General features: G+C 69.5%; 11 protein-coding genes and 1 riboswitch. Of the genes, 5 read left to right on the top strand and 6 right to left on the bottom strand.

The genetic code is table 11. The features are described 5' to 3' along the window. Window positions 1-28 precede the first annotated feature (28 nt). Genes AB0B91_RS43115 through AB0B91_RS43105 form a run of 3 tightly spaced genes read right to left on the bottom strand, consistent with a single transcriptional unit; the run spans window position 29 to window position 3,827 of the window. The gene (locus tag AB0B91_RS43115; RefSeq protein ID WP_358333261.1) at window positions 29-1,489 is read right to left on the bottom strand and encodes an oligopeptide:H+ symporter; all 1,461 of its coding nucleotides are present in this window, start codon (window positions 1,487-1,489) and stop codon (window positions 29-31) included. A gap of 32 nt (window positions 1,490-1,521) precedes the next feature. Continuing rightward, window positions 1,522-2,568: a beta-eliminating lyase-related protein gene (locus AB0B91_RS43110; protein ID WP_358333258.1), complete on the bottom strand. Its 1,047-nt coding sequence runs from the start codon at window positions 2,566-2,568 to the stop codon at window positions 1,522-1,524. Further along, window positions 2,565-3,827, bottom strand: coding sequence for an amidohydrolase (locus AB0B91_RS43105; RefSeq protein ID WP_358333256.1), 1,263 nt, complete (start codon window positions 3,825-3,827; stop codon window positions 2,565-2,567). Before AB0B91_RS43105 ends, AB0B91_RS43110 begins: the two co-directional genes overlap by 4 nt. Before the next feature lie 236 nt (window positions 3,828-4,063). Between AB0B91_RS43105 and AB0B91_RS43100 the strand changes: the two genes are divergently transcribed. Together AB0B91_RS43100 and AB0B91_RS43095 are read left to right on the top strand one after the other, a co-directional pair. Then, window positions 4,064-5,629 (top strand): GMC family oxidoreductase, encoded by a 1,566-nt coding sequence (locus AB0B91_RS43100; RefSeq protein WP_358333253.1) that lies wholly within the window; start codon window positions 4,064-4,066, stop codon window positions 5,627-5,629. Window positions 5,630-5,652: 23 nt separating this feature from the next. Continuing rightward, window positions 5,653-7,077, top strand: coding sequence for an aldehyde dehydrogenase family protein (locus AB0B91_RS43095; protein ID WP_358333250.1), 1,425 nt, complete (start codon window positions 5,653-5,655; stop codon window positions 7,075-7,077). Here AB0B91_RS43095 and AB0B91_RS43090 read toward each other — a convergent pair. After that, window positions 7,070-7,852, bottom strand: coding sequence for an IclR family transcriptional regulator C-terminal domain-containing protein (locus AB0B91_RS43090; RefSeq protein ID WP_358333247.1), 783 nt, complete (start codon window positions 7,850-7,852; stop codon window positions 7,070-7,072). The two genes, AB0B91_RS43095 and AB0B91_RS43090, sit on opposite strands and share 8 nt — an antisense overlap. Before the next feature lie 83 nt (window positions 7,853-7,935). On the opposite strand from AB0B91_RS43090, the gene AB0B91_RS43085 reads away from it, so the two are divergent. From AB0B91_RS43085 to glyA, 3 genes are all read left to right on the top strand, one after another. Next, window positions 7,936-8,445: a DUF4863 family protein gene (locus AB0B91_RS43085; RefSeq protein WP_358333244.1), complete on the top strand. Its 510-nt coding sequence runs from the start codon at window positions 7,936-7,938 to the stop codon at window positions 8,443-8,445. Window positions 8,446-8,455: 10 nt separating this feature from the next. Further along, window positions 8,456-9,169: a nitroreductase gene (locus tag AB0B91_RS43080; RefSeq protein WP_358333241.1), complete on the top strand. Its 714-nt coding sequence runs from the start codon at window positions 8,456-8,458 to the stop codon at window positions 9,167-9,169. Window positions 9,170-9,197: 28 nt separating this feature from the next. Further along, window positions 9,198-9,296, top strand: a riboswitch (glycine riboswitch). A gap of 151 nt (window positions 9,297-9,447) precedes the next feature. Beyond that, window positions 9,448-10,722, top strand: coding sequence for a serine hydroxymethyltransferase (glyA, locus tag AB0B91_RS43075; RefSeq protein WP_358333238.1), 1,275 nt, complete (start codon window positions 9,448-9,450; stop codon window positions 10,720-10,722). A 46-nt stretch (window positions 10,723-10,768) separates the two neighbouring features. Here the strand turns inward: glyA and AB0B91_RS43070 are convergent, their stop codons facing one another. Both AB0B91_RS43070 and AB0B91_RS43065 read right to left on the bottom strand, forming a co-directional pair. Beyond that, window positions 10,769-11,659: an alpha/beta hydrolase gene (locus tag AB0B91_RS43070; RefSeq protein WP_358333236.1), complete on the bottom strand. Its 891-nt coding sequence runs from the start codon at window positions 11,657-11,659 to the stop codon at window positions 10,769-10,771. A 92-nt stretch (window positions 11,660-11,751) separates the two neighbouring features. Beyond that, on the bottom strand, window positions 11,752-12,609 hold the full coding sequence (locus AB0B91_RS43065) for a pentapeptide repeat-containing protein (protein WP_358333234.1): 858 nt from the start codon (window positions 12,607-12,609) through the stop codon (window positions 11,752-11,754). Window positions 12,610-12,660: the final 51 nt, after the last annotated feature.

Genomic DNA, 12,660 nt, shown 5'->3' with positions numbered 1-12,660 from the left:
GGTTCCTCTTTTCCTGCCGACGCTGATTTCAGCGAGCGCCGGCCATCATTTTCTTGGTCCAGGGAATGGTCAGCGCGAACAGTGCGCCGACCGCGATCGAGGCGATACCGGAGATCGAGAAGTATCCGGTCTCACTGGCGGGGGAATAGAGCGCGGCGAGGGCTCCGGCCGCGGCCGAGCCCGCCGCGGTGGACAAGAACCACAGGGCCACCATCTGGGTGCGGAACGCCTGAGGCGCGAGCTTGGTGGACAGTGACAGCTGTACGGGCGACACGAAGAGCTCGGCCAGGGTGAAGACCAGCAGAATCCCGGCGAGTGCGAGCGGCGGGTTGACCGCACCGTGGCTCGCGGCCATCGGCGTGAAAAGCAGGAACGAGACGCCGATGCAGAGGATGCCGACCAGGAATTTCACCGGGGTCGACGGTTCGCGCGGGCCGAGTCTGGCCCACAGTGACACCAGCAGCGGCGTACAGAGAATGACGAAGACCGGCACCGCGGAGTTGAAAAATTCCGGAGGCATGGGGAAGCCGAAGACCCGAAGATCGACGCGGGTCGCGGCGTAGATCTGCAGGACGGTGAACTGCTGCTGGTAAAGCGTCCAGAACACGCAGTTGACCAGGAACATCGGGATGAGCGCGTAGACCCGCCGCCGCTCCTCGCCGGTGACCTTGCCGCTGCGCAGCATGGTCACGAAGTAGCCCCCGATGAGGCCCAGCAGCACGACGGTGACGACGCTCGCCAGGTGGCGCGCCGACAGCACGCCGCACACCGCACCCGCCGCGACCAGGACCACGATCAGCGCGCCGACGCCCAAAGCCCGCATCGCGCCGGCACGCGACAGCGGATCGGGCACGACGCGCCCGCGGGCGTGCAGGTTCTTTCGCCCGGTCGCGTAGATGATCAGGCCGATGGCCATTCCGATCGCGGCAAGCCCGAACCCGTAGTGGAAGCCCAGCCGCGTCCGGGCCAGCCCGGTGAGGATCGGCCCGGCCAGGGCGCCGGCGTTGAGCCCCATGTAAAAGAGCATGAAACCACGGTCACGGCGCCGGTCCTGAGCGTCGTAGAGCGACCCCACCAACGAGGTCACGTTGCCCACCTGGCCGCCGCTGCCCAGGACCAGCAGGCACAGCCCGATCCAGACCCCTGTAAGTCCGGGGACGACGGCGAGACACACGTGCCCGAACAGGATCAGCACCGCGCTGCAGAGCAGCGTCCGCTCGGAGCCCAGCAGCCGGTCGGCGACCCAGCCGCCGAAGACCGTCGACAGGTACACCAGGCCGCCGTAGGCGCCGACGACGGAGGTGGCCGCCGCCATCGACAGGCCGAGCCCTCCCTCGGACACCGAGAAGTACAGGTAGTACAGCAGGACGACCTGCATGCCGTAGAAGGAGAACCGCTCCCACATCCCGACGCCGGTCAGCGTCGCCAGCCCGCGGGGTTGGCCGAGAAACGTCTTCGGCGCGTCTTGTTCGACAGTGGTTGCCGTCATTGGTGATGCACTTCCTTCGAGGAGGGCCGGAGCTAGACGCCCGCGAGGAGTTCCGCCCGGGACAGCAGGGAGTCGATGTCGGTGAGTTCCGTGTCGTACGAACAGACGAACCGGACGAGATCGGCCTGCTCGTCCCAGACGTGGAACCGGAACTCATCGGCCAACGGCGCGCGCATCGCCGGCGGCATCGTGGCGAACACGGCGTTGGCCTGCACCGGATAAGCGATGCGCACGCCCGGGACCTGGGCGATCCGCTCGGCGAGATACGCCGCCGCCACGTTGGCCGCCGCCGCGTTACGGCGCCAGAGATCGCCGGTGAGCAGCGCTACGAACTGTGCGCCGAGGAACCGCATCTTGGACGCGAGCTGCGTCGACTGCTTGCGCACGTGTCGGTAGTCGCGGGCCGCGGCGACTCCCGCCGGGGTCGCGCCGAACACCACGGCGTCTCCGAAGAGCATCCCGTTCTTGGTGCCTCCGAAGGAGACCACGTCGACGCCGGCTCCAGTGCTCACCTCCGCCAGTGAGCAGTTCAGCGAAGCCGCCGCGTTCGCCAGCCGGGCACCGTCCATGTGCACCACCCACCCGCGCGCGTGCGCCCATTCCGCCAGCGCGGCGACCTGGTCAGGAAGGTAAACCGTGCCGAGCTCGGAGGCATTGGTGAGCGACAGTACGGCGGGCACGACCTGGTGCTCGCCACGGCCGCCCGGCCCGATCACGGCCTCGACGGCCTCAGGTGTCAGCAGACCGCGCTCCGCCGGAACCGGAAGCACGGTGCTGCCGGTGAAGCGGACCGGCGCCCCGCACTCATCGGTGTGGAGATGCGCGTCGGACGAGCACACCACCGCCTGATGCGGCCGCAGGATCGAGGCGAGCGCGGAGACGTTGGCGCCGGTGCCGTTGAACACCAGGAATGCCTGGCTGCCCCGGCCGAAGTTCTCGGCGAGCATGGCCTGCGCCCGCACGGTCCACGCGTCGCCCCCGTACGCGGGTGCGTGCCCCCTGTTGGCCTCGGCGATCGCGGCCAGCACCAGGGGATGCGCGCCGGCGGCGTTGTCGCTGCTGAACCCTCGCCCGGTCATGGCGTGCCAACCAGCCATTGCAGGGCCGCCGCCACCAGCGCGGTGACCCCGGTGCCGAGGGTGGGCTGGATGACGGGCGCGAACAGCGGCGAGTGGTTGGAGGGGATCTCTTCCTCCAGCACGCCCGCCGCCTGCGCCGCCGCGTACGCTTGCGGGTCGGCGCCGCCCAGGGCCCAGAACACATAGGGCGCGCCGACGGCCGCACCGAACTCGCCGAAGTCCTCGCTGCCCATGATCGGCGCGATCTCTCGTACGGCGTCCGCGCCCAGCCGCGCGCGCAGGCCGCGCACCACCCGCTCGGTCGCGGCCTCGTCGTTCACGGTCGGGGTGAAGCCGAACAGCTCGGCGAACTCCGGCGGCTTGGGGGAGCCGGAAGCGACGCACTCGGCCTCGATGACGCGCCGGACCGAGGACAGCACCCGCGCGCTCACCTCCCGGTCGAAGGTGCGGACACTGAGCTTGAGGTCGGCGTGGTCGCTGATGATGTTCGCCTCGGTGCCGGCATTGATCGCGCCGACGGTCAGCACCGCTTGCTGGTCCGCGGCCACCTCGCGGGAGACGATGGTCTGGAGCCGCATCACCACCGAGGCCGCGAGCACCACCGGGTCGACCCCGGTTTCCGGCCGCGAGCCGTGTGCCCCCCGGCCGAACAGCCGGACCTCGTAACCGTCGGAGGCGGCCAGGATCGGGCCGGCGCGGTAACCGATCGTGCCCGCCAGGTACGGGAACACGTGCTGGCCCAGCACCACGTCCGGCTTCCCCGTGAACTCGAAGAGCCGGTCGGCGATCATCCGCTTCGCTCCGCCCCGGCCCTCCTCCGCGGGCTGGAACAGGGCCACCAACGTGCCGGACCAGTGCTCCTGCGACGAGGCCATGAGATGTGCCGCGCCGAGCAGGCAGGTCACGTGCATGTCGTGGCCGCAGGCGTGCATGAGCGGAACGGTCTCGCCCGTCTCATTGGTCGTGGTCGCCGTGCTCGCGTAGTCGAGGCCGGTCTTCTCCTCAACCGGCAGGGCGTCCATGTCCGCGCGCAGCATCACGGTGGCGCCGTCGCCGTTGCGCAGCACGCCCACCACGCCGGTGACGCCGACGTGCTCGGTGACCGTGAAGCCGCATTCGCGCAGACGCGCCGCGACGATCGCGGCCGTGCGGTGCTCGGTGTAGGCCAGCTCCGGGTGCGCGTGCAGGTCCCGGTAGAGGTCCTCCAGCCCCGGCACGATCTCGGGCAGCGATGTCAGGACGTCTTCTTCTCGGGGCATCTTGCTCCCTCCGGCAGCAGATACTGCCGTGAAAATGTTCGATTGTCGCACGAATGTGCGGTGATGGAGAGAGCGTAAGTCCAGGATGTCTGGATCGCAATGGGCAGTTGAACATCACACTCCGTCATTCGCACCCGTCAAACAGGCCGTTGCGCATGGGGCGCGTCCCGTCGTACGGTGGCGTGACCAAAGAAACGAACTTTGGTTCGTTAATCGAACACAGCGCAGGAGGGGTCGTGGACAGGACGGGTTGGGATGTGATCGTGGTGGGCGCAGGGTCTTCGGGGGCAGCGCTCGCGGCACGCTTGGCCGCCCAGGACAAACGGGTGCTGCTCCTCGAAGCCGGCCCGGATTACCGTTCGCGGGAAATGCCCGAGGTCTGGCGTTCGCCGAATCCGATGCGCGCGCTGATGGACCCGGCGGCGACGGAACGCCTCGTCTGGCAGGGGTTGCAGGCGACGCGCACCGACAGGCAGGCGCCGGCGCCGTTCTGGCGAGGCCGCGGAGTCGGTGGCAGCTCGGCGGTCAACGGTCAGATCGCCATCCGGCCCCCTATGGCGGATTTCGAGGACTGGGCGCGCATGGGCTGCTCGGGCTGGTCCCCGCGGGACGTACTGCCGTACTTCGCGCGGCTTGAGGACGACGAGGAGTTCGGCGACGAGTCCTACCACGGGCGTGGCGGCCCGATCCCGATCTACCGGACGCCGCAGGCGGCCTGGGGCGCGGTGGACCACGCCCTGCACGAGGCGGCGCTCGCGGCCGGGTACGGCTGGGCGCCCGACGTGAACGCCCCAGGTGCCACCGGGGTTTCGCCCTATCCCATCAACTCGCGCTTCGGCCGCCGGGTGACGACCAACGACGCCTACCTGGAACCGGCACGGAATCTCGGCACGCTCACCGTCCGAGGTGACGCGCTCGTCGACAAGGTCATCATCTCCGGCGGCCGGGCGGTCGGCGTGCGGGTCCGCGCGGACGGCAAACTGACCAGCGAGTACGCGGACGTCGTCGTGCTGAGCGCCGGCACGGTCCACTCGCCGGCGATCCTGCTGCGCTCGGGCGTCGGCCCGGCGGACCAGTTGCGGTCGCTGGGCGTCGACGTGGTCGCCGATCTGCCTGTCGGGCTGGGGCTGCAGGACCATCCCGTAGTCTTCATCGGCATCCCGCTCGACGAGGCCTCAGCGGTCAAGAGCCCCGATGCCCGGCACACCAACGTGTGCATCCGCTACACCAGCGACGATCCGGCCGGGCAGGAGAACGACATCCTCGTCATGGCGGGGAACCAGAACGTCCTGGCCATGGAGATCGCCGATCTGCACTTCGGCGCCGGCGCCTTCGGACTGTGGGTCAACCAGGTCTACTCCCGCGGCTCCGTAAGCCTGGTCTCGGCCGATCCCACGGTCCAGCCAGAGGTCCACGAGCGGATGCTCTCCGATGAGCGTGACCTTGGTCGGATGCGTACCGCGACGAGGCAGCTCATGGACCTGGTGCGCAGCAAGGAAGTCGAATCGATCACGGCGTTCTCGCCCGACCGTCTCAACACGGCGCTGCTCGCTGTCCTCGACGACGACGCCAAGCTGGACGACTACCTGCTCGCCACCGCGTTCGACGCCCAGCACGCGACGAGCACCTGCCGCATGGGCGACCCGGACGAGGACTCCACGGTGGTCGACCCCGCCTGCCGCGTGCTCGGCGTGGACGGGCTTCGCGTCGTGGACGCCTCGATCTTCCCAACGGTTCCCCGTGCCAACACCAACCTCGCGGCGATCATGGCCGGCGAGCTGATCGCCGACCTTCTGGACTGAACTGAACAATGAGGAGAACGAGCGTGACACCGCTGCGCAACTTCATCGGCGGCACGTGGATCGAGTCCGCCGACCCCGCCAGGCTGGACGTGGTGAATCCGGCGACGGAGGAGGTCGTCGCCCGGATTCCCGCCGGATCGCCGCTGGACGTGAACAAGGCCGTCACCGCGGCCACGGTGGCACAACCGGAATGGCACGCGTATCCGGTCGCGGAACGCGTACGTCTGGTGGACGCATGGGCGGACGGCATCGCCGAGCACGCCGCCGAGCTGGCCGAGCTCGAATGCCAGGAGATGGGCAAGCCGGCCGCGGCCGGCCGCTTCTTCGTGGCGGGTGGCGTCGCCGCGCTCAAGGCGAGCCTGGCCGACGCCGCCACCTACTCCTTCGAGACGTCCACCATGCACGATGGCGGCGGAACCACACGGATCATCCGCAATCCCCTTGGGGTCGCGGCCGTCATCACGCCATGGAACTTCCCGGTCGCCGCGGTGCTCTCAGCCGTCGGCGCGCTGCTGGTCGCAGGGAACACCATCGTCGTCAAACCGTCGGAGAAATCACCCCTGTCGACGGCCCGCTTGTTCGAGCTGCTGACGCTGCCGCCCGGAGTCGCGAACCTCGTCCTCGGCGACGGGCGGGCCGGGGAACCCCTGACCGAGCATCCCGGCGTCGGACTGATCCACTTCACCGGCTCAGTCCCGGTCGGCCGCGCGATCGGCTCGAAGGCCGGCCACGGGCTGCGCCGGGCGCTTCTGGAGCTCGGCGGTAAAGACCCGGTCATTGTCGACACCGGCGTCGACCCCGTCGTCACCGCCCAAGCCGTGGCCCACGGAACGTTCGTCAACACGGGGCAGATCTGCACCTCGATGGAACGGATCTACGTCCACCGCGACATCGCCACCCCGTTCATCGACGCGCTGGTCACGGCGGCGGAGACCTACACACTCGGCGACGGTGACGACGAGGCGAAGATGCTGGGCCCGCTGGTCGACGCACGCCGGCGCGACGTCGTGCACGCCCATGTCACCGACGCCGTGGCACGCGGGGCCAAGGTGCACACCGGAGGCGTGCTTCCGGGCGGCAAGGGCTTCTACTACCCGCCCACGGTCCTGACCGATGTGGACGACACGATGCTCGTCATGACCGAGGAGACCTTCGGCCCGGTCGCGCCGGTGCGGATCGTCGACTCGTTCGAGGACGGGCTGCGGCTCGCCGGCCGGTCGCGGTTCGGGCTGGCCGCGACGATCTACACGGACAACTCCGCGCACGCGAAAGCAGCCGAAACCCTCCCCGCCGGGATCATCTGGATCAACCAATGGCAGGGCGGCGGCCCGGACCGCGTCTTCGAGCCCGCCGGTGACAGCGGAGTCGGCGCCGTCGGCGGTCACGCCGCCTACGACGCCGCCACCCGCCCCTCGGCGATCCACCGGGAGCCAGGCCTTGTCACATGAGCTGGTGGTGAAGCTCCTCGGCGGCTTCCCTCAAGACCTTGAGGACGTCGCCGTGCATGACCTCCGGAGAGATCTGCTCGATCCGGCATCCGACGTGGAGTGCGGCGATCGTACGGTCGTCCCAGCGGCGCAGCGGCACGGCGATCGAGTGGGCGCCGCGTTCCACGTCGTCGGCCACGTAGCTGTAGCCGTCGCGCAGGACGCGGTCGAGAACCTCACCGGAGGGAGCGTCGGGGACCTCCGCCAGCTTGGCCGCGCGTTCTTCCGGCGGCAGGTGCGCGAGAAGCACCTTGCCCAGCGAGGAGATCGCGGCCGGGGTGCGGTAGCCGATCCCGCTGCCGATCTGGAGCAACCGGTTCGGCACGGAACGGGCGATCATCACGGCGTCCGGGCCGTCGAGCACCGCGACGGAACACGCCTCGCCCAACTCCCCGCAGATCCGGTCGCACACCGGCTGCATGATCACGCCTGCCACATTCGATGTGAGATAGCCGCTGGCCAGACGGAGAACTCGCGGTGTGAGCTCGTACGCGCGGCCGTCCATCACGAGAAAGCCGAGATGCTCCAGCGTCAGAACCGCCCGCCGCACCGTCGCCCGCGACAGGTCCAGCTCGCGCGCGAGGTCGGCCTGTGTGAGACGCCGCCGGTCGGGCCCGAACGCCGACAGCACCGCCAGACCCCGGGCCAGCGCCTCGGAGAAGTCCGCCGCGTTCGGCGCGTTCGCGAGCTGACGTTCCTGCCGCTCCGCGCGGTCCTTGTCCGCCAGACGTCCCATGCCGCTATCCCTCCCGATCACCACAGCTCCGCCTCACAGTATCCGTTGAACCTCTGTGCGGCAATCGAACGAAAGGAGTTTCCATGACCTCCCCGCAAGACCTGATCGAGCGCAGCATCCCGTTCCTCGACGAGATCAAGAACCGCACCGCCGGCGAGGACCTCGAGATCTGGCTCAACGAGACCTACGGCCCGGGCACGCCGTTGTACGACGACCTCGCTCGCATGATCACCGACGGCGTCCGTGACGGGTGGGCGGCCAACATCGAAGTCGACGGCCCCAAGTACCGGCGCAGCCGGATCGCCGAACCGAGCGAGGAACTGAACTACTTCAGCATCACGGCCGTGTACATGGACAGCCAGGAGCCCTACCGCGGGCAGTACCATCAGCATCCCTACGGCGAGCTCAACGTCGTCGTCCCGCTCGACCCCGGCGCCCGGCTCATCGGCCCGCGAGGATGGACGGGCGCGGGCTGGACCGCGCCCGGGCCCAGCAGCCACCACTACCCCGAGGTCAAAGGGGGCGCGCTGATCGCCCTGTTCTACCTGCCCGCCGGGCGCATCTCGTACGACATCACCCCGCCCGCCGCCTGACATGCGACCCGTGGACGAACTGACGATGTCCGCGGCGACAGTCGAGGAGGCGCTGCTCGGCCGTCGTAGCGTGCGCGCCTTCCTGCCGAAGGCCGTTCCGCGGGCCGAGATCGACCGGCTGCTGGCCCTGGCCGCTCGTTCGGCCAGCAACGCCAACACCCAACCCTGGCACGTGCACGTCATCACCGGTGCGGCCAAGCGTCGCCTCAGCGCCGCGGTCCTCCGCGCGCACGACGACGGCGAGCGGGTGCCGGAGACCGAATACCCGTACCAGCCCCGGCCCGACGAGTGGGCGGAGCCGTACCGGTCACGACGACGCCGTTTCGGGGAGGGGCTGTACCGCGACACGCTCGGGTTCAGCCCGGAGGACACGGCGGGCAGGCTCAGCCATCACCGGCGCAACTACGAGTTCTTCGGCGCACCGGTCGGGATCATCCTCACCGTCAGCCGGCACCCCCTCTTGGGGGCACTCGTGGACGCCGGCCTGTTCCTGCAGGCGCTCATGCTCGCGGCGCGGGAGGCAGGTCTGGACACCTGCTCGCAGGCGTCGTTCATCGACTTCTATCCGGTGCTGCGCGAACACCTGCGCATACCCGAGGACCACCTCATCGTCTGCGGGCTCGCACTGGGGCATGCCGACCCCGACCACCACCTCAATCGGCACCGCACCCCGCGAGAACCGGTCAGTTCCTTCAGCACCTTCTATAGTGATGAACTCGCATAGTTCCTAACCAACTGAATATCGCGCCGTTTCCACCGGAGCGGGAGAGCCCTCGCCTGCCTGTCGCGGTGAGGCGCCGAAGGAGCAACTCTCCCCAGAAACTCTCAGGCCCCATGACCGCTCCGGCGAGGCGAACTCTGAAAAGCCAGGACCCCGGTCCTGCACCCATGGTGCAAACCGTTCACGCGGTGAAACTCTCAGGTACCGATGACAGAGCGGGGAGGTCACCCAGCCGTGGCGCCGCGACCGAGCGGCGCCTGACCGAGGGAGGAGCCTCCACCATGTCGAGTGCCCACAACCAGTCTCTGGCCGAGCTCGACCCGGAGATCTACCGGGCCGTCGCCGCGGAACTGGACCGGCAGCGGCACACCCTGGAGCTGATCGCGAGCGAGAACTTCGCTCCGCTCGCGGTGATGCAGGCACAGGGCTCCGTCCTGACCAACAAGTACGCCGAGGGCTACCCCGGCCGCCGCTACTACGGTGGCTGCGAGCACGTCGACGTCATGGAGCGGCTCGCGATCAGCCGGGTCACGCGGCTCTTCGGCGCCGCGTTCGCCAACGTCCAGCCCCACTCCGGCGCCCAGGCGAACGCGGCTGCGATGTCCGCCCTGCTCGATCCCGGCGACACGATCCTCGGCCTCGACCTGGCGCACGGCGGGCATCTCACCCACGGGATGCGGCTGAGCTTCAGCGGAAAGCTGTACAACGCCGTGCCCTACCATGTGCGCGACACCGATTTCCGCCTCGACATGGCCGAGGTCGAACGGCTCGCCCTCGAACACCTGCCCAAGCTGATCGTCGCCGGCTGGTCGGCGTACCCGCTGCACCTGGACTTCGCTGAGTTCCGGCGGATCGCCGACCGCGTGAACGCGTACCTGATGGTGGACATGGCGCACTTCGCCGGACTCGTGGCGGCCGGCCTGCACCCCGACCCGGTGCCGTACGCGGACGTCGTCACCACCACCACGCACAAGACCCTCGGCGGCCCGCGCGGCGGAGTGATCCTCACCAATCACGCCGAACTCGCCAAACGCGTCAACTCCGCCGTCTTCCCCGGACAACAGGGCGGCCCCCTGGAGCACGTGATCGCCGCCAAGGCGGTGGCGTTCAAGCTGGCCGCCACCGAGGAGTTCCGCGACCGGCAGCGCCGCACCCTCGATGGCGCCCGCGTCCTCGCCGAACGGCTGCTCGCCGACGACGTCCGCGCGGCCGGCATCTCCGTACTGACCGGCGGTACCCAGGTTCACCTCCTCGTTGTCGACCTGCGCCACTCCGACCTCGACGGACGCCAGGCCGAGGACCGGCTGCACGCTGCGGGCATCACCGTCAACCGCAACGCCGTCCCGTTCGACCCGCGGCCTCCGATGATCTCCTCCGGTCTGCGCATCGGCACGCCGGCGCTCGCCACACGCGGATTCGGCCCCGCGGAGTTCGCCGAGGTCGCCGACATCATCGCGACCACCCTGGTCACCCCGCCCACCGGCCGGCTACTGGCCGACCTGCGCTCCCGGATCGCCACCCTGACGGCGAAATTCCCGCTCTACCCGAACTTGTGAAGCGACCGCTCCGAGCACTCTGCTGTACTCGGCCCCCCGCCTGGCGTCAGGTCTTCGGGTGGTCGAAGCCGTCCAGGATCGTGGTGAGGAGGTCGGCGAACTCCCGTGGGTGAGTCTGGTACGGGGTGTGCCCGCCGGGGAACTCCTGGCACGGCACCCCGAAGCGCTCGCTCAGGACGTGCGCGGGCCGGTAGTAGGGGCGGCCCACGCTGTCGTGGCCGGTGGCCAGGCACCACGGGATCGTGACCGTCTCCAGGGCCTTCAGGTCGGGCTGGTAGGACATGAATACGGGTAGCTCGCGGGTGAGCAGGATGTCGACGTTGCCCATGAGCCGGAACATCCCGCTCGGCCGGCGGCCGGTCACCCTGCGGGCCAGCGCGGCGCCGCCCATCGCCACCCGCAGAGCGCCGGCGGTCACGGCCCGCCCGGTCGGGTTGGTGAACAGCCGCGGCGCCTTGGGCAGGGTCATGACCGAGAACGCGGCGAACCCCTGCATGGGCCCCTCCCGCTCGGCGATGCCGGCCAACTCGTCGAAGGCGCGCTGCTCGGGACTGTCCCGGCCATCGGGCAGGACTCCGACCAGTGGCGGTTCGTGGACGACCGCGCCGCGCAGCCGGTCGGCGTGGCGGATCAGGAGCTCCACCGTGATGATCGCCCCGGCGCTGTTGCCGAAGACGAAGGCACGGTCGATGCCATAGTGATCCAGGATGGCGACCACGTCGGCCGCCTGCCGAGACACCGTGAGGGACGCGTCCGGTTCCACCAGCGGGCTGCGTGAGTTGCCCCGCCGGTCGAACGTGATCACTGTGAACCGCTCGGCCAGCGGGGGCACCGCGTCCTCGTACATGCCGGCGTCTCCGCCGCCGCCGGAGACCAGCAGCAAGGGCGGGCCTTCGCCGGCGATCTCGGTGTACAGCCGCGCCCCGGGAACCTTCACTGTCTGCACCATAGCCTCCGTTTTCTACACTGTAGAAGTCACTCTACGCCGTAGAAGGCGCCGATGAGGCGCCATCGGGTTCGGCTGGGACGCTAGCGGGTTGCCCGCCGTGGCCGGTCGGGGGCCGACCAGTGGGCCGGGCGGGTGAGGGTGGGCGACAGCTTCGTGGCGCCGTCGCCCTTGGCCGCGTTGAGCTGCGGCTGGGTGAGGAAGATGCTGCCGGTGAGGTCGGCTCCGCCGAGTTCGGTGCCTCGCAGGTCGGCGCCGATCAGGTCGGCCAGCCGCAGGTCGGCTCCCCTGAGGTCGGCGCCGATGAGGTAGGCCCCTCTGAGGTCGGCGGCCCGCAGGTCGGCGCCCTTGAGCTTGGCTCCGATGAGGTCGGCGCCCTTGAGCTTGGCTCCGATGAGGTCGGCGCCCCTGCGGTTCTTGCGGCGCGGGGATCCGGCGCGTGCGAGTTCGCTCGTCCGCAGCAGCAGCGTGTTGACGGCCTGCCGGTGCGCGGGCACGTCCAGGACCAGGAGGTCGTCGGCGTCGCCGCGGCTGAGCCGTCCGGTCTCGTCGAGGGCGGCGCGGAGTTCGTCGTGGAGCTCGCGGGCCGGGGCGAGGGTCAGCGCCTCGGTCAGGTACCACATCAGCTCGTGGAGCTGCCGCACGACCGGGAACACCGCGAACATCTGGGTGGCCGTCTCCGGAGCCTGCCGCCAGTCCCGCCCGCTGAAAGTGACCTGGGAGACCTTCTGACCCGCGCCGAAGCAGTCGTAGACCGTGCAGCCCGGGAAACCGCGCTTCCGCAGGTCGCGGTGGATACCGCAGCGGAAGTCCGTCTCCAGGTTGGGGCACGGCTGTCCGGCGTCCTTGTCGATCGCGAAGTCGGCCGAGGCGGAGAAGGGCAGCGCCACGCAGCACAGCCCGAAGCAGCTTTCGCAGTCGGCTTTCAAGGACTCGGACAAGGTCAGGCGTCTCCTTTTCGGGGGGTCAAAGTCCCGAGAGTACCTCAGCTC

Source organism: Nonomuraea sp. NPDC049141 (genome assembly GCF_040648415.1).
In the GTDB taxonomy this organism is placed as follows: domain Bacteria; phylum Actinomycetota; class Actinomycetes; order Streptosporangiales; family Streptosporangiaceae; genus Nonomuraea.
Note: the sequence above shows the minus strand (reverse complement) of the source record. Positions and strands in the feature narration are given on the sequence as shown.